Annotated in this window: 13 protein-coding genes and 1 pseudogene; 6 read left to right on the top strand and 8 right to left on the bottom strand. The window is 61.8% G+C overall.

What is annotated here, in order from left to right:
- Positions 1–136: 136 nt before the first annotated feature.
- From rpoD to JYU29_RS09820, 5 genes and pseudogenes are all read left to right on the top strand, one after another.
- Positions 137–2,158 carry an RNA polymerase sigma factor RpoD gene (rpoD, locus tag JYU29_RS09840; RefSeq protein WP_213984627.1) on the top strand — a complete coding sequence of 674 codons (2,022 nt, stop codon included), beginning with the start codon at positions 137–139 and terminating at the stop codon, positions 2,156–2,158.
- Between the two features lie 10 nt (positions 2,159–2,168).
- Complete coding sequence (locus JYU29_RS09835; RefSeq protein ID WP_213984626.1) at positions 2,169–2,429, top strand: DUF4160 domain-containing protein; 261 nt, start codon at positions 2,169–2,171, stop codon at positions 2,427–2,429.
- Between the two features lie 26 nt (positions 2,430–2,455).
- Positions 2,456–2,704, top strand: a complete 249-nt coding sequence (locus tag JYU29_RS09830; RefSeq protein ID WP_213984625.1) for a DUF2442 domain-containing protein — start codon at positions 2,456–2,458, stop codon at positions 2,702–2,704.
- A 43-nt stretch (positions 2,705–2,747) separates the two neighbouring features.
- A pseudogene (locus tag JYU29_RS09825) lies at positions 2,748–3,172 on the top strand (secondary thiamine-phosphate synthase enzyme YjbQ).
- Positions 3,173–3,242: 70 nt separating this feature from the next.
- Positions 3,243–3,536, top strand: coding sequence for an HlyU family transcriptional regulator (locus tag JYU29_RS09820; RefSeq protein ID WP_213984624.1), 294 nt, complete (start codon positions 3,243–3,245; stop codon positions 3,534–3,536).
- An 11-nt stretch (positions 3,537–3,547) separates the two neighbouring features.
- Here the strand turns inward: JYU29_RS09820 and JYU29_RS09815 are convergent, their stop codons facing one another.
- Genes JYU29_RS09815 through JYU29_RS09790 form a run of 6 tightly spaced genes read right to left on the bottom strand, consistent with a single transcriptional unit; the run spans position 3,548 to position 9,910 of the window.
- Positions 3,548–4,321, bottom strand: coding sequence for an ABC transporter ATP-binding protein (locus JYU29_RS09815; RefSeq protein WP_250157328.1), 774 nt, complete (start codon positions 4,319–4,321; stop codon positions 3,548–3,550).
- The gene (locus JYU29_RS09810; protein ID WP_213984623.1) at positions 4,318–5,154 is read right to left on the bottom strand and encodes an ABC transporter ATP-binding protein; all 837 of its coding nucleotides are present in this window, start codon (positions 5,152–5,154) and stop codon (positions 4,318–4,320) included. The genes JYU29_RS09815 and JYU29_RS09810 overlap by 4 nt, the downstream gene beginning before the upstream one ends.
- Positions 5,151–6,068 carry a nickel transporter permease gene (gene nikC, locus JYU29_RS09805; protein ID WP_213985020.1) on the bottom strand — a complete coding sequence of 306 codons (918 nt, stop codon included), beginning with the start codon at positions 6,066–6,068 and terminating at the stop codon, positions 5,151–5,153. Before nikC ends, JYU29_RS09810 begins: the two co-directional genes overlap by 4 nt.
- A gap of 29 nt (positions 6,069–6,097) precedes the next feature.
- Positions 6,098–7,162: an ABC transporter permease gene (locus JYU29_RS09800; protein ID WP_213984622.1), complete on the bottom strand. Its 1,065-nt coding sequence runs from the start codon at positions 7,160–7,162 to the stop codon at positions 6,098–6,100.
- Between the two features lie 9 nt (positions 7,163–7,171).
- A complete protein-coding gene (locus JYU29_RS09795; protein WP_213984621.1) occupies positions 7,172–8,815 on the bottom strand; it encodes an ABC transporter substrate-binding protein in 1,644 nt (547 codons plus the stop codon).
- A gap of 48 nt (positions 8,816–8,863) precedes the next feature.
- On the bottom strand, positions 8,864–9,910 hold the full coding sequence (locus JYU29_RS09790) for a dipeptidase (protein WP_213984620.1): 1,047 nt from the start codon (positions 9,908–9,910) through the stop codon (positions 8,864–8,866).
- Positions 9,911–10,064: 154 nt separating this feature from the next.
- Between JYU29_RS09790 and JYU29_RS09785 the strand changes: the two genes are divergently transcribed.
- Positions 10,065–11,270, top strand: a complete 1,206-nt coding sequence (locus JYU29_RS09785; RefSeq protein ID WP_213984619.1) for an OpgC family protein — start codon at positions 10,065–10,067, stop codon at positions 11,268–11,270.
- Positions 11,271–12,071: 801 nt separating this feature from the next.
- Here the strand turns inward: JYU29_RS09785 and JYU29_RS09780 are convergent.
- A complete protein-coding gene (locus JYU29_RS09780; protein ID WP_213984618.1) occupies positions 12,072–13,838 on the bottom strand; it encodes a glucan ABC transporter ATP-binding protein/ permease in 1,767 nt (588 codons plus the stop codon).
- A 223-nt stretch (positions 13,839–14,061) separates the two neighbouring features.
- Positions 14,062–22,626: a glycoside hydrolase family 94 protein gene (locus JYU29_RS09775; protein ID WP_431192855.1), complete on the bottom strand. Its 8,565-nt coding sequence runs from the start codon at positions 22,624–22,626 to the stop codon at positions 14,062–14,064.
- Positions 22,627–22,751: the final 125 nt, after the last annotated feature.

Below are 22,751 nucleotides of genomic sequence, written 5' to 3'. Positions count from 1 at the left end.
CCCCCCTTTGTGACGAGGGTTAATCCGGCATTAATTGGGCTCGGCTACGCGGTGGATTGTGCGGGAGCGGCCCCGCCGCATTGATTGAGACGGATGTGCATTCGTGACGCAACCGTCTTCTTGGAGAAGCTGAATCATGGCAGTGAAAGAAAAGGAAGAGGTCGAAACGGAACGCGAAAGCGCTACCGATGGGCCATTGCTCGACCTTTCCGATGACGCCGTCAAGAAGATGATCAAGGCCGCGAAAAAACGCGGCTATGTGACGATGGACGAGCTCAACTCGGTTCTGCCGTCGGAAGAAGTGACTTCCGAGCAGATCGAGGACACGATGGCGATGTTGTCCGACATGGGCATCAACGTGGTTGAAGACGACGAAGCCGCCGAAGAAGGTGGCGAGCGCGATGCGGCCGATGGCGAAGAAGACGCCAACGAGCTGGCCGAGCGCACCGGCACCGCCGTTGCCGCGACCACCACCAAGAAAGAGCCGACCGATCGCACCGACGATCCGGTGCGCATGTATCTGCGCGAAATGGGTTCGGTGGAGCTTTTGTCGCGCGAAGGCGAAATCGCCATCGCCAAGCGCATCGAGGCTGGCCGTGAAACGATGATCGCGGGCTTGTGCGAAAGCCCGCTGACGTTCCAGGCGATCATCATCTGGCGCGACGAGCTCAACGAAGCCCGGATCCTTCTGCGTGAGATCATCGATCTCGAAGCCACTTATGCCGGTCCGGAAGCCAAGCAGGCGCCGGTTGTCGTGCATAATCAGGAAGAAGCCGAAAAGCCGAAGGTCGACGAGCGCGGCCGTCGCGTTCGCGAAGATGACGACATCACCAATGTCGGCGGCGAAAACCGCGTCGAAGACGACGACGACGACGACGACGAGGCCAGCCTCTCGCTGGCGGCCATGGAGGCAGAACTCCGGCCGCAGGTGATGGAAACGCTCGATGTCATCGCCTCGACCTACAAGAAACTGCGCAAGCTGCAGGACCAGGCCGTTGAAGCGCGTCTGGCCGATGCCGATGCGCTGTCGTCCAGCCAGGAGCGCGCCTACAAGAAGCTCAAGGATGAGCTGATCACGGCCGTGAAGTCGCTGTCGCTCAACCCTGCGCGTATCGAAGCGCTGGTCGAGCAGCTCTACGACATCAACAAGCGCCTCGTGCAGAACGAAGGCAAGCTGTTGCGTCTGGCTGAAAGCTATGGTGTTCGCCGCGAGGAGTTCCTGCGCGAATATCAGGGTTCGGAGCTCGATCCGAACTGGATGGGCCGGGTCGGCGAATTGTCCAGCCGCGGCTGGAAGGAATTCGCCAAGTCGTCCAACGCGGCGATTGCCGACATCCGTTCGGAGATCCAGAATCTCGCAACCGAAACCGCGATCTCGATCCTGGAATTCCGCAAGATCGTGAACCAGGTCCAGAAGGGCGAGCGCGAAGCGGCGATCGCCAAGAAGGAAATGGTCGAGGCGAACCTGCGTCTCGTGATCTCGATCGCCAAAAAGTACACCAACCGCGGCTTGCAGTTCCTGGACCTGATCCAGGAAGGCAATATCGGCTTGATGAAGGCCGTCGATAAGTTCGAATATCGTCGCGGCTACAAGTTCTCGACCTATGCGACCTGGTGGATCCGTCAGGCGATCACCCGTTCGATCGCCGACCAGGCCCGCACGATCCGCATTCCGGTGCACATGATCGAAACGATCAACAAGATCGTCCGGACATCGCGCCAGATGCTGCACGAGATCGGTCGCGAGCCGACGCCGGAAGAGCTGGCGGAAAAGCTCGCAATGCCGCTCGAAAAGGTCCGCAAGGTCCTGAAGATCGCCAAGGAGCCGATCTCGCTCGAAACCCCGGTGGGCGACGAGGAAGATTCACACCTCGGCGACTTCATCGAGGACAAGAACGCGATCCTGCCGATCGACGCGGCGATCCAGGCCAATCTGCGCGAAACCACCACGCGCGTTCTGGCCTCGCTCACCCCGCGTGAGGAGCGCGTGCTGCGCATGCGCTTCGGCATCGGCATGAACACCGATCACACGCTGGAAGAAGTCGGCCAGCAGTTCTCGGTGACGCGCGAGCGTATCCGCCAGATCGAAGCCAAGGCGCTGCGCAAGCTCAAGCATCCGAGCCGTTCGCGCAAGCTGCGGAGCTTCCTCGACAGCTGAGTTTCCGACGATGCCGACGATTTCCATTTTCTACGGCATCGTCATTCAGATGTTCTTGAACGATCATGCACCGCCGCACTTTCATGCGGTGTATGGTGAGCATGAAGCGTTCTTCGCCATCGAGAGCCTTTCAGTGATACGTGGGGCTCTCCCTAGGCGCGCTTTGGTTCTTGTGCTCGAATGGGCGCAAGAGCATCGCGCCGAGTTGCTGGAGGATTGGGAGCTATGTCGCTCGCGTCAGATGCCGAACAAGATCCAGGGTCTGGCTTGATCCAGTCCGCTGCGGAGTGGCGGGTCGTGGCCGTTCAGCCGCTTGAAGATTATCGTCTATCGGTTCGTTTTCGCGACGGTTTGGCCGGTAGGGTTGACCTTGGTCCCATGCTGGCGTCGGAGCAGGCGGGCGTTTTAGCACCGCTGCGCGATCCGCACCTGTTCCGCCAAGCCTACCTCGATGGAGGTGTTGTCACGTGGCCAGGCGAGCTGGATCTCGCCCCGGACGCGATGTATGACGAGATTAAAGCCCACGGCGCTTGGGTTGTCTCGTAAGCCCCCTGCATTTTCCTGACAGGCTCGCCACAGGTTCTTGTTCATGCCGCAAATCACCACGACGATCGCCACGCGTGGCGCAGGGCTTTACGAGTTTACGCGCGAAGCCGCGAACTTCGTAGCCAATGAAGGGGTGGAGACCGGTGTTTTGACGCTTTTCGTGCGTCACACATCCTGCTCGCTCCTGATCCAGGAAATGCCGATCCGGATGTCAGGCGTGATCTCGATGCGTTCTTTCAGCGTCTCGTGCCGCCGGCCGATCATCCTTCGATGGACTACCTCGTGCATCGCTTTGAAGGGCCGGATGATATGCCGGCGCATATCAAGTCGGCGCTGACGGCGGTGTCGTTGTCGGTGCCGGTCACGCGCGGCCGGCTGGCGCTGGGCACGTGGCAGGGACTATACCTGTTCGAGCATCGTGATGCGCCGCATCGCCGCGAGATCGTTCTTCACCTGCAACTTGACTGAGTGCGGCTGGAAGCGGGAAGGCTGATGCGCTAGGTCAGGTGTCACGTGATCAAGCCATGAGGAGCCACCAATGTCATTTCTGAAGAAGCTGTTTGGCGGCGGCGGCTCCGAAACCAAGACGGCAACACCCGCGGAGCCCGTCAAGGAGCTCGAGCACAAGGGCTTCCTGATCAAGGCGACGCCTTACAAGGAAGGCTCGGAGTTCCAGACCTGCGGCGTGGTTTCCAAGGAGATCGACGGCGCGGTGAAGGAGCACCGCTTCGTGCGCGCCGACCGTTTCCCCGACATCAACACGGCTGCCGACATTGCGATCGCCAAAGGTCGCCAGCTCGTGGACGAGCAGGGCGACCGCATCTTCGGCTGAGGTCGGCGCTGTTACGCCGACTGGCGGCGGGTGAAGCCTTCGCTCGCCCGCAAAAGGTTGATCGTATAGTCCTTGGTGATGCGGCGCTCGGCCAGCTCGGCCGAGGTCAGCTGCTCGACCTCGGCGCCATCCTGCATCACCATCAGCCGGTCGCACATATGGGTGACGACCGCGAGATCATGGCTGACCATGACAAAGGTCAGCGCGCGGTCGCGGCGGATCTGTTCCAGGAGGTTGAGCACTTCAGCCTGCACCGAGGCGTCGAGCGCAGACGTCGGTTCGTCCAGAAGCAAAATGGACGGTTCGACGATCAAGGCGCGGGCGATCGCCACGCGCTGCCGCTGTCCGCCGGAAAGCTGGTGCGGATAGCGGAAGCGGAAGCCGGAGCCCAGGCCGACTTCATCCAGCGCACGATTGATGCGGCTTTCGCCATCGCCGACGCCATGAATGTCGAGCGGCTCACGCAGTAGGCGGTCGACCGTATGGCGCGGATGAAGCGAGCCGTAAGGGTCCTGAAACACCATCTGAACGCGGCGGTAGAACGCCTTGTCGCGGCGGCGGCCCAATTGCTTGCCGTCGATCGTGATCGCACCGCCGCTGACTGGGGCCAAACCGGCGACCGCACGCAGCAAGGTGGATTTGCCCGAGCCGCTTTCGCCGACCAGGCCGAAGCTTTCGCGCGGCGCGATATCGAGGCTGACACCTTTCAGGGCGCGGAACTGGTCGTAGGTAACTTCAAGGTCGCGGACCGACAGGGCAGGGGTGGAAGCGGCTTCAATCATCATCGTGCCCATTCCGCCTGACGTTCAAGCACGGGAAGCGGATGGCGGCTTGCGCCGATCTTCGGCATGCAATTCAAAAGGCCTTGCGTATAGGGATGCTGCGCTTGCGACAGATCCTTGGCGGCGAGTTCCTCCACGACACGACCGGCATACATCACCAGTACGCGGTCGCAGAAGGACGATACCAGCCGCAGGTCGTGGGACACGAAGATCAGCCCCATCCCTTTGTCGCGCACCAGGCTGTCGAGAATGGCGAGGATTTCGAGCTGCACCGTCACATCGAGCGCCGAGGTCGGTTCGTCCGCAATCAGCAGTTCGGGACCGGCGATCAGCATCATCGCAATCATCGCGCGCTGGCCCATGCCCCCCGAGACTTCATGAGGGTAAAGGTCGAACACGCGTTCGGGATCGCGGATCTGCACGGCTTCAAGCATGGCGAGCGCCCGTTTGCGCGCTTCGCTGCGCGATACGCGCTCATGCGTGCGCAAGGTTTCCACGATCTGCCGGCCGATCGACATCACCGGATCGAGCGAATATTTCGGGTCCTGCAGAACCATGGCGATGCGCTTGCCGCGCAGGCGCCTGCGCTCGGCATTGCTGATCGTGAGAAGATCCTGGCCGTCGAAGCGCAGCCTGTCCGCCGTGACTTGAGCGCTGGGCGCGGTCAAACCGAGGATCGCGCGCCCGGTCTGCGACTTACCCGATCCGCTTTCGCCGACGATGCCGAGCCGCTCGCGACCGAGCGTGAACGACACGCCGCGCACCGCTTCCACGGTGCCGGTGCGGGTTGGAAAGCGAACGGCGAGGTTCTGGACGTCCAGCAAAGGCGCGCTCATTGGCCGGCACTCCGCGGATCGAGCGCATCGCGCAGACCGTCACCCAGCAGGTTGAAGCCGAGGCTGACCAGAAGGATCGCGACGCCTGGTGCGGCTGCGACCCACCATTGATCGAGAATGAAGCGCCGCCCCGATGCGATCATCGCGCCCCATTCGGGCAGCGGCGGCTGTGCGCCTAGGCCGAGAAAGCCGAGGCCGGCGGCGGTCAGGATGATGCCCGCCATATCCAAGGTCACGCGCACGATCAGCGAGGACATGCAAAGCGGCATGATGTGGCGCAACACGATGCGGATCGGCGAAGCGCCCATCAGCCGCACGGCCGAGATGTAATCGGAATTGCGCACCTGCATGGTTTCAGCACGTGCGATGCGGGCATAAGGCGGCCATGAGGTGATGGCGATGGCGATAACCGCGTTCTCGATACCGGGTCCGAGGGCGGCCACCAGCGCGAGCGCCAGAACCAGTTTCGGAAAAGCCAGAAAGATGTCGGTGATGCGCATCAAAACGGCATCGACCCACCCACCGGCATAGCCGGACACGGTTCCGACCAGAAGGCCGATCGGTGCAGCAATGACGGCAACGAGAACAACCACATAAAGGGTCAGCCGCGAGCCGTAGATGAGGCGCGAAAGGATATCGCGACCCTGATCGTCGGTGCCCAGCCAGTGATCCCAGGCGGGCGCCAGCAAACGCGCATTGGCGAGATCGCCGATCGTCGGCGAATAGGGTGCCAGCAGATCGGCAAAGATCGCCACCAGCACCAGAGCCAGAATGATGATCAGGCCGATCAGGGCCAGACGGTTTTCCGCGAAACGGCGCCAGGACACGTAGGCGCGGCCGAGCTTCGCCTGGGTGCGGGACGCAGGCCGGTCGCTCAAGAGCCATTCGCGGCGCGACAGCTTCCCTTCCGCCATCGGCGGGGGCGTCGTGTTTCCCATCACGCTCATCGTGCCCGCGTCCTTGGATCGAGTAGCCGGTAAAGCAGGTCCGACAGGAGGTTGATGGCGATAAACACAGAGCCGATGACGATCGTGCCGCCAAGCACGGCATTCATGTCCGCATTCTGCAGCGAGTTGGTGATGTAAAGGCCGAGCCCCGGCCATGCGAACACGGTTTCGGTCAGCACCGATCCTTCCAGAAGGCCGGCATAGGACAGGGCGATCACGGTCACCAGCGGCACGGCGGCATTGCGCAGGGCGTGCCGCCAAACGATGCGTCGTTCCGACAGGCCCTTTGCGCGCGCGGCGACGATATATTCCTGGCTCAGCTCGTTCAGCATGAAGGAGCGCGTCATGCGCGAGATGTAAGCCAGCGAGAAATAGCCGAGCAGAAGCGACGGCAAGGCTAGATGCGAGAGGATATTGTTGAAGGCCGACCAGTCACGCTGGATGATCGCATCCAGCAGATAGAAGCCGGTGATCGGCGTGAATGTGTATTCGTACACGACGTCGATTCGTCCGGGACCACCGACCCATTGCAGGCGGGCGTAGAAAACAAGCAGCGCCAGAAGTCCGAGCCAGAAGATCGGTACGGAATAGCCGACCAGCCCGATGATGCGCACGATCTGATCGAGCCAGCCGCCGCGCCGCACAGCTGCGAGCACGCCCAGCGGAATGCCAAGCACGGCGCCGAGGATTGTGCCGAGCGTCGCAAGCTCGATGGTCGCGGGAAACACGCGCTTGATGTCGGTCATGACCGGATTGGTGGTCAGAACCGAACGCCCGAAGTCGCCCGACAGCGCCTTTTGCACATAGATCACAAACTGCGTGGTCAGGGGCTCGTTGAAGCCGAGCTCTTCGCGTGTGCGCTCCACCACATTGGCCGGTGCCCGGTCGCCCACGATCGCGAGAACCGGATCAACGGGAATGACGCGGCCGATGAAGAAGGTCACTGCGAGCAGGCCGAGATAGGTTACGACGACCACCACGAGGAAGCTCAGCAGGGATTTCACGAGACTGCGGGCCCGGCGCCCTCGAGGCGCCGGCTGCGTGTCGGATGCGACGCTCATGACGTCAGATCAATCCTTGGTCACGGGACCAACGAAGTTCGTATCGAAGCTCGGACCGAGCTTGTAGTTCTTCACGTTGTTGCGCAGGCCCGCCACTTCGATCTGCTGGAAGAGCATGACGAAGGGGCTGCTATCCAGAGCTTCCTGCTGAAGCGTCTTGTAGGTTTCGGCACGCTTCTGGTCGTCGCGCTCCAGAAGAGCGGCCTTGGTCTGTTCGGTCAGCTCGGGAATGTCCCACGCGTTGCGCCAGGCCAGCGTCTTCGTTGAAGCATCGTCTGCATTGTCGGGGTTCGAGGTGAAGGCTTCCGCGTTCGAATTTGGATCCCAGTAATCCATGCCCCACTGGCCGATATACAGATCGTGGTTACGGGCGCGGTATTTGGTCAGCGTCTGCTTGCCATCGCCGGGAATGATTTCGACCTTGATGCCGGCCTGGCCTGCCGTCTGCTGGAACGCTTCCGCGATGCCGGTGACAGGCTGGGTGTTGCGAACGTCGAAGGTGACGGTGAGACCATCCTTGAGGCCTGCTTTTTCCAGCAGCTCCTTGGCCTTGGCAACATCGAGCTTGTAGGGGCTCGCTTCGAGCGCACCGAGCACGCCCTTGGCCTGATAGGTCTGGCGGATTTCGCCGATGCCCTTGATGAGGGTTGAACCGATCGCATCGTAATCAACCAGATACTTGAACGCTTCGCGCACTTCCGGCTTGGCGAGGTTCTCGTTCTTCTGGTTGAGGCTGATGTAATAAACGGTGCCCTTGGCAGCATCCGTCGTGGACAGGTCAGGGTTCTTGCTGACGGCTTCGAGATCGCCCGGATCGAGATTGCGGGCAACATCGATGTCGCCGGTTTCGAGCATCAGGCGCTGCGTCGCGCTTTCCTTGACATGGCGATAGATGACGCGGGCCAGCGCCGGCTTTTCGCCGTAATAATTGTCGTTGCGCTCCATCACGAGGATCTCGTTGGCGCGCCAATCGCGGATCTTGAACGGGCCCGAGCCCGCATAGTTGGTCTTCAACCAGGCATAGCCGAAGTCTGTGTCGTATTTGTTGTCGTCGCTCGGCGTGACGGCTTCGGCATGCTCCATCAGGAGCTTCTTGTCGACCACTGCGCCGACGGTCGCGGTCAGGCAGTTCAGCACAAAGCTTGGCGCATAGGACTTGTCGACGGTCAGCACGAAGGTGTTGTCATCAACAGCCTTGGCTTTCTCGGTGACATTGTCGCCGTTGAGGCCGAACTGGGTGAGGATGAAGGCCGGGCTCTTGTCGAGCTTGACCGCACGCTCCATCGAGAAGGCGACGTCTTCGGCCGTGAGCGGGTTGCCGGAGGCGAACTTCAGGTCGGGCTTGAGCTTGAACGTATAGGTCAGGCCGTCATCGGACACCGACCAGCTTTCGGCGACACCGCCAACCACCTTGGTGGTGTCGTTGATGTCGAGGCGCACCAGCATGTCATAGCCGTTGCCGATGAACTCGGCCGGGCTCAGCTCGAAGGATTCGGCCGGATCGAGCGTGATCGTGTCGTCGATCGCCCAGGCGAGAACGAGCGTGTCGGCAGGGGTGTCGGCCAGCGTCGGCGCCGTTCCGGCAACGAGGGCGGTCAGGGCTGCGCCGGCGAAAAGCAGGCGGGCATGGGTGTTGATCTTCGACATCATCATGTCAGTGGTTCCCGATTATGGTTGTTGTTTTCTGCCGTCGATGGTGGGTCAGCGAAGCGTCAGGCGCAGAACGCGGAACCAGTTTTCGCGGCAGATTTTGTTAATTTCGGCGTCAGCGTATCCGGCACCTTGCAGACCGGCAACGAGTTTTTGCAGGCCGGCAGCCGAGCCGATTTCGGCCGGGATCATGGCGCCATCGAAGTCCGAACCGAGCGCCACGCCGTCGATGCCGACCTGTTCGACCATATGATCGATATGGCGGATCATCGTGGCGATGCCGGTATCCGCGCGCTCCTGGCCGTCTTCGCGCAAGAAAGCGACGGCATAGTTCAGGCCGACGACGCCTTGCGTTTCCTTGATCGCGCCAAGCTGCTTGTCGGTGAGATTGCGCGCCGAGGGCGTGATTGCGTGGACGTTGGAATGGGTCGCGACCAGCGGCGCGGTGGAATGCTTGGCAACATCCCAGAAGCCCTGTTCGGTGATGTGCGACAGGTCGATCAGGATGCCCATTTCGTTACAGGCCTTTACCAGCGCGCGACCGGCATCGGTGAGGCCCGGGCCCGTGTCGGGCGACGACGGATAGGCAAAGGGCACGCCATGGCCGAACACGTTGTTGCGGCTCCAGACCGGGCCGATGGAGCGCAGACCGGCGGCGTAGAGCGTATAAAGGCCGGACAGATCCTCGCCGATGCCTTCCGCACCTTCGATATGGGCGATGGCGGCGAACGTGCCGGCTGCGATGGCGGTTTCGAGTTCATCAACGCTGCGGCAGATCTTCAACAGGCCGGCGCGGTCGAGGCGACAGGCAATGTCCATCTGCGCCATCGTTGTTTCCAGCGAGGGCGCGCGCTCGAGCGGCGAGGCGACCGGCGTGCTGTAATGCCCCTTGGCGTCGGGCCTGCCGAAGGACAGCCCGCCTGACGGCACGTAGATCGCGCAGAAGCCACCAACCAGACCTCCTTCCGCCGCTTTCTTGAGGTCGATATGGGCTGTGCCGGTTGCGGATTCGAACTCCTTTAAAGGATCGCGTCCCGCCTTTTCCCCACTCCACAAGCGCAGCAGCAAATCATTATGGCCGTCGAAGATCGTGTGCATGTCGGCTCCCGTTCTCGTGAATTGATCGGGCTGAAACAGGCCAGTGGTCAAGCCTCAACTGAATGCATCGCAATGATCCCCAGGAAAATATCGCAACGCAGCAAAACTGAACGACGCCGTGGGAACGATCATGTAGCTGAGGGCTTAATCACACATGACTGCTGATCCGCACTTGCCCCTCAAATCTCAATCCGCCCGCGATACGCGCATCGACGTGTTTCGCGCGCTCGCGCTTCTTTCGATTTTCGTCAACCACGTGCCAGGCACGATCTACGAGAACGCGACGCACAAGAACTTCGGCTTTTCCGATTCCGCGGAAGCCTTTGTGCTGATCTCTGGCATCGCCATCGGCCTGGCCTATGGCGGCAAGTTCGTTCCCGGCGTTCGCCTGCTGATGGCGCTGAAGGCGCTTCGGCGGGCAGGGGTGCTGTATGTCACGCAGATCATGACGGCGCTGGCCACGATCGCGATCTTCGTGCTCGGCGCGACCTGGCTCGCCAATCCCGCTCTTTTGGCGCAGATCAACATCGAGCCGATGATCGACGATCCGGCGCGCTCGCTGCTGGGGCTTGCAACGCTTGGCCATCAGCTCGGCTACAACAACATCCTGTCCATGTATGCGGCGGTTATGCTGTTGCTGCCCATGCTCCTGTGGTTGAGCACGATCAGCCTCGGTCTCATGGTCGGCGTATCGGGCACGCTGTGGCTGCTCGCCGGCATCTACCAGGTCGCTCCGCCGAATTATCCCACGCCGGGCATGTGGTTCCTGAACCCGCTGTCGTGGCAGTTCCTGTTTGCGATTGGTCTGGGCGGCATGCTGCATGTGCGCCGCGGCGGCAAGATCGTTGCCAACCCGTTCCTGATGGCGGCTGCTGCGGCTTATCTGGTGCTCGCCTTTGTTTGGGTGCGTTGGCCGCTTTGGGGCGTGGATGCCTCGCTCGGCCTGCCGGCCGTGTTGACGGGCTTCGACAAGACCTTCCTGTCGCTGCCGCGCCTGCTGCATGTGTTGTCGCTGGCTTATCTGCTGGTTGCCATTCCAGGCCTGTCGGAACTGGCACGCTTGAAGGAAAGCAATCCGCTTGCGAGCCTTGGCCGTCATTCCCTGCCTGTGTTCATCGCCGGTACGCTTTTGGCGATGGTGGCTCAGGTGATCAAGCTGTCGCGTCCCGAAAGCCTGATGCTGGACACGCTGCTGATCGGCACCGGCATTGCCCTGCAGTTCGCGCTGGCCTTTTATCTTGACTGGTACAAGGGCCTGCAGAAGAGCGCGGCCGCCGAGATCAAGCTGCGCAAGGAAGCCAAGCCGAGGCCGATTGCCGACGGCGCCCTGGTGCCCGTTCGCGTCCGCCGCAAGGACTAGGTTTTCGGTTCGATCGATCACAGGGCCCGTCGCGTCTCCGAATGCGGCGGGCCTTGTCGTATCCGCTTCAAACAAGCTTCTCTTCGAGCGTGCCTGTTGGTCTCGCGTATGGCGGTCACACCGATAAGTGCCGCATATCGTGAGTAGGGCGCGCATCCGCCTGTGTGGGGCCGGCCTTACGACGCCGACGAACGTTGTTGGATATAATCGCGGGCAAACGCCCAGCCGCCGTCCCTTCAAGCAGAAACTTATCCACGCCCGCAGCCAACCCTTCTATCCTCCATTCATCGCTCTTGTCGGGAACTCTGGTGCGCACCGGGGATCAGAGGAGGGCGGCGGTGTCCGGGTTGGTTGGGCTACGGTAGCCTGGCTTGGAGGGTAGTCAGTCCCTCCCTAAACCCGGGCCGAGGGCAGGTCAGTGTTGGTTTAGGCACCCTTCAGCCGTGGTGCGTTGGGACCACCCCGGATCAGCCCACTTGTTCGCGGCGAGCGCACCGACGGACGCGAGATCGCCCCGCCGTATAGATTTTAATCAGAGTCGCGGAACCTTGCGTCCGCTTCCCGAGCCTTCACCGGGCGGGAAGGCGTCACTGCATGCGCAGAAACAGACCAGGCTCGGCGCCGTCCTGGGATCTTTGACACCATCTGGCTACCCGTACTGTGCTCAACCCGTCAGACGTCATTTCCTGCGGCAAAGCCTCGACTGACAAGCCGCCGGACCATCTGGAAGACAGGCACAAACGAAAAACGCCCGCCGGGTTTCCCCGGCAGGCGTTTTGGTGATGGTCGGGAATGGCCGGGTTAGGCGGCTTCCGCCAGACGAGCCATCTTGCGGACGTCGTCGTCGGTCAGCAGGCCGCCGGCGCGCAGGAGGCTGGCGAAGCGGCCGTTGGTGGCGGCGAGCTCGTCGAAGCCACCCTTTTCCACGATGCGACCTTGATCCATGAACAGAACCATATCGGCATCACGAACCGTCGACAGGCGGTGGGCGATGATGAAGGTCGTGCGGTTGGCACGCAGATCGTCGATCGCCTGCTTCACACGCTCTTCGGTTTCCACGTCAAGCGCGCTGGTCGCTTCATCGAGCACGAGCACCGGAGCATCCTTGAGGATGGCGCGGGCAATCGCGATACGCTGGCGCTCACCACCCGACAGCTGTGAGCCGCGCTCGCCGGCAACCGTGTCATAGCCTTCGCTCTTGTTCAGGATGAACTCCTGCGCAGCGGCGGCCTTAGCGGCGGCATGGATGTCTTCATAAGATGCATCCTCACGGCCGACGCGGATGTTGTCCTCGATCGAACGGTTGAGCATGCCCGCATCCTGGAACACGGTGGCGACCGAAGCACGCAGCGAGCGGCGGGTCACGGCGCGGGTGTCGATGCCGTCGATCAGCACGCGGCCTTCCGACGGATCATAAACGCGCTGCAGCATGTTGATCAGCGTGGTTTTGCCGGCACCCGTCGGGCCAACGATGGCAACGGTCTGGCCAGCCTTCACTTCGAAGGACACGTCGTCCAGACCATGGTTCGCGCCGGGGAAGCGGAAGCTCACATTGTCGAACACGATGTCGCCGCGGATCTTCGGCAGGTCGACAGTGCCCAGCGGCTCCTGGCGTGCTTCAACGGCGTCTTCGAGGCGATAGAACTCTTCCAGCTTGGCGCGGGCTTCGAAGATCTGGTTGAAGAAGGCGTTGACCTGGTCGAGGCGGCCGATCAGCAGGGTCGCGAAGCCGGTGAAGGCAACGACGTCGCCGATGCGCATTTCGCCGCGGGTCACCATCCAGGCGCCGATCAAAAGCACGATCATCATCGACAGAGTCGAGGCGATGCGGTTGAGGCCGCTGGCCAGTGCCCACCAGTCGAGAACCGGATACTGGGCGCGGATCAGATCGCCGGTGTGGCGCTGCAGTTCACGCGCTTCGGTGCTGGTGCGGTTGAAGCTCTGCAGCACGGCCACGTTGCTGACGGCATCCGACACATGCGAGAAAACGCGGTGATAATGGCCCTCGACGGCAGCCTGGCCGTCCTTGGTGCGCTTCATGACCATGCGGCCGATCGCGATGTAAACGATGCCGAGTACCAACAGCACAGCAGACATCCTCAGGTCCATGCTGAGCGCGGTCGGAACCAGCAGCACGAGGGCAACAGCCGTTGCCAAATGGGTGCGCATGAATTCCAGCCACAGCGAAAACAGCGTTTCCACGGCGCGGAGCAGGGTGTGCAGGGAGTTGGACGTGCCACGCTGCTGATGCCACGAAAGCGGCATCGTGATCGTCTTTTCAAACGCATCCGACAACACGGCGACGCGGCGCTTATGCGCCAGGCGGTCGGCCGAACGGGCTACCAGCACGAAGGCGATAATGTTGAACAGGCCAAGACCCGCCCACATCGCCATGTTCGTAAACAGGTCACCGGACGAGGAAATGGAGTCGATGATCCGGCCGAACAGGATCGGCTCGGCGATGGTCACCAGAGCCAGAACCACGTTGGCGCCGCAGATCAAGGCGACCTTCTTTTTTTCAGCGCCCAGATAGGAAAGAGCGCGAAGATAAATATCGAAAAGAGACACGAGCAGGACTCCGGCCAGGTCTTAATTTGTGCGCCGCATCATGAGCGACTGATGAAATACCAATGTGAGCTTAGAGAATGCCCGGTCGGGAACATGGTTGCGCATTCGCAGCCATGTTCTTGATCTCTGCGGCGTTTGATGCCGCAGAGCCAACCAATTGATAACCAACACAAACTGGCGCTGAAGCCAGGAGGACATGAAGGTAAGGCATCTTTTCCTTCCCTTAGGGAATGGAACGAGGAACGATTACCCTGACTTCATGGACCCCTGCGCCTGAATGCTGCATGAACGCATCATTCAGGACAGCATCGTTGACAGATATTTCGCGTTTATCGCCGCACTGCACCTTGATCTGATAGGTGGCTTCGTCGAGCCGCAAGGTGGCTTCAAAACCATCCCAGCTCGAAGGCAGGACGGGCTCGATAAAGATGCGGTTGCCTTCGCGTCGGATGCCGAGAATGGCTTCCACGGCAGCACGATAAAGCCAGCCGGCAGAACCTGTATACCAGGTCCAGCCGCCGCGCCCGCCCTTGTCATCCGACGAATAGATGTCGGCTGCCACGACATAGGGCTCGACCCGGTAGCGTTCCGCCGCCTTCTCATCCAGCGCATGGTTGGCCGGCAACAGCATCTGGAAGGCGCGATAGGCAGCGTCGGCACGGCCGAGTTGGGCCAGCGCGAACACCGTCCAGGTTGCCGCATGGGTGTATTGGCCACCGTTTTCGCGCACACCCGGCGGATAGCTCTTGATGTAGCCCGGTTCCTTCGATGTCTTCGAGAAAGCGGGCGTGAAGAGCTTCACGATCTCGAGCTTGTCGTCGACCAGTTGGCGCTCGACCTGATCCATCGCGGTTTGCTGCCGCTCGGGTTCACCCATGCCGGACAACACGCTCCACGATTGGGCGATGGAGTCGATGCTGCATTCGTCGCTGTGTTTTGAGCCGAGGGGTGAGCCGTCATCGTAAGTGCCGCGACGATACCATTCACCGTCCCACGCCGTGGTTTCGAGGGCTGTCTTCAACCGCTCGACATGCTGTTCCCAGGCATCGGCGCGGGCCACATCACCGCGCTCACGAGCGATCGGGGCGAAGTCCGCCAGCGTCTTGGCCATGAACCAGCCGAGCCACACGCTCTGGCCTGCGCCGTTCTTGCCGACGCCGTTCATGCCGTCGTTCCAGTCGCCGCCGAGAATCAGCGGCAGCCCGTCCGCACCGGTGCGCTTGATGCCGAGATCGAGCGCACGGGCGCAGTGTTCGTAAAGCGTTGCCGTGGTTTCGGAGGTCTTGGGCGTGAAGAAGGCATCATGTTCGCCGTCTTTCAGCACTTCGCCCTCGATGAACGGGATTTCCTTGTCGAGGATCGATGCGTCACCGGTTGCCGTAATGGCGCTGAAGGTGCCGTAGGCCAGCCACACCACGTCGTCGGAGATGGTGGTACGGACACCGGCACCGCTGCGCGGCAGCCACCAATGCTGCACGTCGCCTTCGGGGAACTGGCGGCCAGCTGCATTCAGCACCTGCGCTTGCGCCAGGCTCGGATCATGCAGCTGGAAGGCGAGCGTGTCCTGCAGCTGATCGCGGAAGCCATATGCGCCACTCGCCTGATAAAAGGCGGAGCGCGCACGGATGCGGCAGGCCACAGCCTGATAAGGCAGCCAGGCATTGACCATGGCATTCATCGCCGGATCCGGCGTGTTGACCTGCAGCGTGCCGAGGAAGCGATTCCATTGCGCGTCGATGGCGTTCAGCCGCTCGTCGAAGTTGAGCGCGACATGCTTGGTGTAGAGGTCGCGTGCTTCGTCAGGCGAGCCTGCATCACCCAACAGATACAGGATTTCGGCGCTTTCGCCGGGGGCGATCGTCACGTCGCGGGCAATGGCCGAGCAGGGATCGATGCCGGCTTCCACCTTGTTAGACAAGGTCTTGCCGGTGATGGCTGCTTCGGGAGACCACACATCGCCGTGGCGACCCAGGAACTCGGCGCGATCCACGGTGACCGACTGCGACGGCGCATCGGATGCCAGGAACGCGCAGCGTTCGCCGAAATCGAGGTTGAACGGATTGCGCGCGAGCAAGGCGCCCGTCGCCGGCTCCTGCCAGGACACGATGTTCGGCGCATTGCGCGCGCGGTTCTGGCCAAGCACCCATTCAACATAGGCGTAGACCCGCAGGGTCACGGCCGCGTCGCTCTTGTTGTGGAGCGTGAGGCGCGACAGGCGGATGGCATCTGCGGGATCGACCACATGGGTCAGTTCCGTTTCCACAGCACCATGACGCGCCGTGAAGGTCGAGAAGCCCTGGCCGTGACGCGCTTCGTAGACCGCGTGTTCGTTGCGCACAACGCCTGCAACCGGCGAGAAGGTCGTGCCCGCCTTGATGTCGTGGATATAGATCGCTTCGCCGGGACGGTTGCTCACCGGGTCGTTCGACCACGGCGTCAGCTGGAAGTCGCGGCTGTTGCGGCTCCAGGTGAAGGCGGAGCCTTCGGCCGAAACATGGAAGCCGAAGTCCTGGTTGGCGATGACATTGATCCATGGCTGCGGCGTCGAGCGGCGGCCATCAAGACGGATGACGTAATCGCGTCCGTCACGGTCAAAGCCGCCGAACCCGTTCCAGAACTCGAGACCCGTTCCGCTGGCACGCTTTTGCAGCGTGGCGGGTGGCGTGTGGGTGAGGGTGGTGGATGAACGGCTCGTTTCCGCAACCGCCGGGCGATTGGTCGGCTGCTGTGTCGTCGTCGGCTTATCGCCGGTGCCATTGGCTTGCAGAAGGTCGAGTTCGGCGATCTCGGCACGCTCGATCTGGTCGGCAATGGTGCCATGACGGGCATGGAGAACGACGCGGGCGGTGGCAAGAAGCGTGCGATAGGTGCCTTCGTCCATCAGATCGCGGCGCACGTTGAAGATGTGCTGGCGCGGGCCGAGATCGTGGCTGTGCATGCTGGCATTCTCGCAATGCCACTCGATCGCCTGCTGCAGGTCCTGTGCGTAGGATGAGGCCTGCTCGTTGATGATCACGAGATCGGCAATGAGGCCGCGCGTGCGCAGATATTCCTGCACGCGCATGGCCTTGGCGATGATGCCGAGATCGGCCTGATCGCTGATGCGCAGAACGAAGATCGGGAAATCACCGGAAATCGCCAGCGACCAGAGTGCCGACTGCGCGCCCATGCCGGCGGAAATGGAATCCGGTGGCGTGCGAGTGACCGGGCTCGGGAACAGGAGATAGCGCGCGAGGCGCTGCACATTGGCAGCTTCGGCCAGCGACAGGCCAACATGGCGCGTTTGCACCTGGCTGTGGGTCCAGCCCATCATGCTCTGGCGGCTGAAGCTTTCGGGATGATCGAGCCGGTCGATTACCTCCTGCAGATTTTCCCGGCTCGAACCAACCATGGTCCAGAAGGTGAGGGCGGCTTTCTTCATGGCCGGCACACGCACACGTGCGCGCAGTGCCATGACGGGATCGAGCGTGAAGCCGGCGCTGCCGGTCAGATGCGCTTTCGGCTCGAGGGCTGCGGGATCGGCGATGGTGCGGCCGCGGCCGATAAAGGCGCGGCGGTCCGTTTCGGCCTCCGTTTCGCGAATGCCGCCGGCATCGGTGGTCACGAAATGAGCGAGGGTGATGTCCGGCTCGCCCGTGGAGCGCTTGCGGCGCGTGGCGTAGATCGCGCCGCTTTGCGCGTCGATCTCGGTTTCCACGAACATCTTTGAGAAAGCGGGGTGAGCACTGTCGGCCATATCAGGCGCCAGAACGATTTCGCCGAACGAGGTGATCTCGATCGTGCGCTCCGTTTCGCCTTCGTTGTAGACGGTGATGCGGCGCGCTTCGCCGTCGCCTTCGGTGACCGCGATGACTTCCACTTCGGTCAGGATATGACCGACACGCTTGGAAAACACCGACCGGTCATTGGCGAAAATGACGCGGGTTTCTTCGCCCTCGACTCGCTTCGGCTCGGCCGTTGCCGACCACCACCGGTTGTCGTCGCAGTCGCGCACGAACAGGAAGGAGCCCGACCGGTCTTCCGACGCATCGCCGGTCCAGCGGGTGACGGCAAGATCATTGAAACGACTGTAGCCGGTGCCGGTCGCCGTGGTCATGACGAAGTAGTGGCCGTTGGAGATGAGGTTGGTGGAAACCACCCCGGCCAGCGGGTTTTCGATCAGCCGCGTATCCGGCGACAGTTCCTCGCCACCGGTTGCAGGCTGCTCGGCGGCTTCCGTGCGCACGGTCGTAACTGGCACGGCGCGCGGAGCCTTTTCCTGCAGAAGCAGTTCGGCCGCCACGATCACGGGATCGGAATGGAAGCGATCGCGCATGCGACCTTCGAACACGACGTTTGCCACGGCCACGATCGACATGCCGGTATGGTGTGCCATGTAGTTCTGGACCACCGCATGATCCGAGCCTTCCGGCACGCGGGACGGCGTGAAATCCACGGCGTCATAGAAGCCATAACGGCCACGTGCGCCCATCGTCGTCAAACGATTTAGGTTCGTTACTGCTTCATGCGGCATGAACTGCGAGGCGAGCAGGGTCGCGTAGGGCGCGATCACCGTGTTGTTGGCGAGACCGCGCTTGAGGCCAAGACCGGGCACACCGAAATTGGTGTATTGGTAGGTCATCTCGCGGTCGCGCGCATTGAACGCAGCTTCCGAAATGCCCCATGGAATGCCCTTCGAGCGGGCATAGCTGATCTGGCGGCGGATGATGAGATTGTTGGTCTGGTTGAGAATGCCGCCTTGCGGCTCCTTCATGACCAGCGGTGGCATGAGATATTCGAACATCGAGCCCGACCACGACACAAGCGCGCCGCGGAACCCGATTTCGGTGATGGGACGGCCAAGCCGCAGCCAGTGCTCGGTTGGCAGATCACCCTTCGCGATCGCGAACAGGCTGGTCAAACGCGCTTCGGATGCCAGCAGATCATAGCAGCTCTCATCCAGTTGATGCGTGTCGGTGCGGTAGCCGATCGACAGGAGCTTGCGGTCTTCGCGGAACAGGAACGAGAAATCCATTTCGAAGGCAAGCAGCCGTGCGCGGTCATGGAGCGCGCCCAGGCGTTCGCGCAAAGCCGCAACACCGGCTTCATCCGTATGCGCGTCGTTGACATGGGCTTCGCAGGTCTGAGCCAGCTTGGCGGCCCAAAGCTGCAGTTCTTCCGATGCCGTCGATTTCACTTCGGCATGAATGGAACCGGCGAGCTTGCGGATTTCGCCGGACAGGACAGCAAGGTTGATCGTGCGGATCGAGGCTGTTTCGGGTTCGCTCTGCAAGGTCGCGACCGCGCGCCGCATACCGGTGATGCGATCGCTCAAGCGCTGACGCAGGGGGCGCAGCGGGCGGCGATCGTCGGGTAGGGCGGTAAGGGTTTCGTCGAGGATGGTGGTGACATCCAGCACGCCGTCGAAGTCGCCCTGGAGATAGGCGGCCGGCGCTTCTGCCCAGTCGGAGCAGGCGCGTGCAACCGCAATCAGGTGGCCGGCGAGATTGCCGCTATCCACTGCGGAGACATAGAGCGGCAGGAGCGGCTGGAGGGTTTGCGTGTCGTACCAGTTGTAGAGATGCCCGCGATAACGCTGCATCTTTTCCATCGTTGAAACGGTCTGGTCGATGCGCTCCGCGGTTTCGGCCAGACTGATCCAGCCAAAGTCGCGTGCCGACACAGCGGACAGGAGATAAACGCCGATATTGGTCGGCGAGGTTCGGTGCGCAACGATGCCGACCGGGTTTTCCTGGTAATTGTCCGGCGGCAGGAAGTGTTCGCCCGATGTGACGAAGGTTTCGAAATAAAGCCAGGTGCGGCGCGCCACGACGCGCAGGGACTGCTGGTCGTCAGCCGACACTTCGAGGCGGTCTTCAGACTGCGCGGAGCGGCTGATCAGCCAGGCAAAAGCCGGCGAGCCGATCCAGAACAAGGCAAACAGTGCGCCGAGGAAGGCACCGCTGGAGTTGGCGATCGTTGGAACGGCGACGCCCACCACGGCGATCACAAGCGCGCCATGCATGGTGTTGAAGGTACCGAGCAGATCGTTGCCGCCCTTCGATGCCTGCGAAGCGGTGCGCCATTCCAAGAGATCCCGGCGGCTGACGAACATGCGGTACAAGGTGCGGATGATCGCATCGCCCATCAGCCAGGCCGAATGCGCGACCAGCACGACCTTCAGCACGACATGGGCGGTGGCAAAGGCGATGTCGCGCAGAACGCCGCTGACATGGCCGCGCATGGTGACGTCGAAGGACCGCGGGAAGAGCGAGTCCATCAGTTCGAAGGTCTGCGCCAGGAACAAGGTGATGATCAGAAGTGCCTGCCACTGCACCGCAAAGGTGAAGGGCAGCAGGCTCCAGCCGGCGATCGAGGCCAACACCCAGAAGATCGGGGTGAGGGTGCGGCGCAGATTGTCGACCATCTTCCAGCGCGAAAGGCCGGGAACGCCGGATTTGGGATCGAATAGATATGGCAGAAGCTGCCAGTCGCCGCGTGCCCAGCGATGGTGGCGCGAAGCGTCCGTTGTGTAGCGGGTCGGATAATCCTCGATCAGCTCGACATCGGTGACGAGCTGCGCACCAGCCAGTGAGCCTTCCAGAAGATCGTGGCTGAGCACCGAATTCTCGGCAATGCGTCCCTTCCAGGCCGCTTCCACGGCGTCGATGTGGTACAAGCCCTTGCCGGTAAACGTGCCGCTGCCGAACACGTCCTGATAAACGTCGGACACGGCAAAGACATAAGGGTCGAGGCCGCGATTGGCCGAAAACACCCGCTGGAAGAACGAGGCTTCATCGCCCGTCGTCAAAGACGGGGTCACGCGCGGCTGCAGGATCGCGGCGCCGCTGACGACAAGGCCGGTCTTCGGATCGTTGACCGGGCGGTTCAGTGGATGCTGCATCTTGCCGATCAGGCGGGTCGCCGCTTCACGCGTCATGCGCGTGTCGGCGTCGAGGGTCATGACATAGACCACGCCGTCCGGCAGCGGAGAATCCGGCGTCAGGAAGGTGGTGTCGTCATCGCCGCGCAGAAGCAGGTTGAGCTCATGCAGCTTGCCGCGCTTGCGCTCCCAGCCCATCCACACACCTTCCGCCTCGTTCCAAAGGCGACGACGGTGAAGGACGTGGAAGCGCGCAGTGGTGTCGCGCGGATAGCGCTCGTTCAGGATGCGGATTTCTCCGCGCGCGTAATCGAGAAGGTTCTGATCCTCGGGCGAAATCTCGTGTTTGCTGTCGTTCCAGTCGGTCAGCAGCGCGAAAGACAGTTCGCCCTTCATATTGGCGAGGAAGTGCACTTCGAGATTGCGCACACTTTCGTCGATGTCGTCACGCGAACCGATCAGCGCCGGCACAACGACCAGCGTCCGGGCTTCGGCCGGCACGCCTTCCTTGTATTCATAGCCGATCATGCGCGACGGCGTCAGGAAGAGCAGCGTCAGCGTATTGTAGAGACCGACCGCGCCTTCGATCGCGGGGATCGCAAAAAGGATCAGAAGAACGGTCATGGCCGCGGGCGTCGCACCCAAAGCCCAAAGACCAAGACCCGCCGCCAGAAGAAGAAGCGCGGTCAGAACCGCGACAGGTCCGGCAACTGCGATCCAGCCTGCCTTGCGCCAGGCGCGGTGAAAACGCTGCGCGAATGTCGGCTGATAGCCAAGCTCGCGCTCGAATTCTTCACGCCGGGATCCGACCAGGAAGACGCCGGCATCGCCGTCGGTCCCGGCATGGTCCAGCGTCAACCGCGCGACCTCGACTTCGGTCTTGCCCGAGCGTCGTGCGAGCGTCTCGATCGCCTTGCGGTATTCATTGCGCGACGCGAAATCGAGTTCGGAGAAATGCGCGGTCTTGCGCAGTTCATCGTCGACATAGCTCAGGGCTTCGAACCAGTCGCTCCATTCAACATCGTCCACAAGGCGCAGGCTGCGGATGATGTTGCCGGTGGTGACATTGCCGGACGAAAGCGTCTGGTGTTCGTTGTGGATCACGACGTCGGCGTCGCCGCCGGCGTTTTCCAGTTCCGTTTCGAGCCAGCGCAAGGCTTCGCCCGCGTTACGGGAGCCGTCGCGCAAGCGATAAAGAAGCTGCGTCGCAAAGGATTTGTCCTGCGCGTGCTTCGCCAGCGGCTTGAGCGCTTCTTCGCCGGCCCGCACCGAACCCGAGCCGAGGATGCGATCGGCGACCACATTGGCGATCTGGCGCATTTCGCGCGCGCGATCGACGCGCAGAGCGAGACGACGCAGGTTCTCGATCAGAACGAAGCGCAGGATCGAGGGCAGGGCCCAAAGCTCGCCGATCTTGAGCGGCTGAACGGTCTGGAAGCCCTGAACAAGCGCCTGGAACGAACTTTCCGAAACGGCACTGTCGGTATGAGCGACATAGATCCACGCCAAAGCAAGGGCGCGCGGGATCTCCTGTCCGCTGCCAACGCGGATCAGGGGCAGTTCCCGATAAAAGCGATGAGGCAGATCGCGACGAACCTGGTGGATGGTTTCTTCCACCACATGATTGTTGTCGAGCAGCCATTGGGCGGCGGGGGTAATCGTGTCGCCGCGTGCCACTGCATCATTCGTCGCGCGATAAACGGCCAGGATCCGCGCCGCATTGTCGTTCAGCCGCTCCTGCACGTCGAACGGCTGCAGATCGCTCAGGAAGCTTTGGCTGTTGTTGGCAAAATCCGCGCCGAGAGAGCGAAGGCTTTCTTCTCGGATGAAGGTGGACCGGATCGGCAAGTCCGCTGCTGCGGGAAGCGCCACGTCTGAGAAACTCAGGCGCGAAGAATCCGTCCGAACATCCATATTCTTATCCATGCTCATGATTTCGCAGCCTCAAGGTCTAAGGCCAGCGACCCGGTTCAACCGATTTGAGGCTAAATGGTTGCCAAGGCAATCGGAAAAAGGGTGCATCGTTCTTTGTGTACCGGCCTGCGCTTGCA

Origin of the sequence: Tianweitania aestuarii, from assembly GCF_018457165.1 — a bacterium.
Classification (GTDB): domain Bacteria; phylum Pseudomonadota; class Alphaproteobacteria; order Rhizobiales; family Rhizobiaceae; genus Tianweitania; species Tianweitania aestuarii.
Note: the sequence above shows the minus strand (reverse complement) of the source record. Positions and strands in the feature narration are given on the sequence as shown.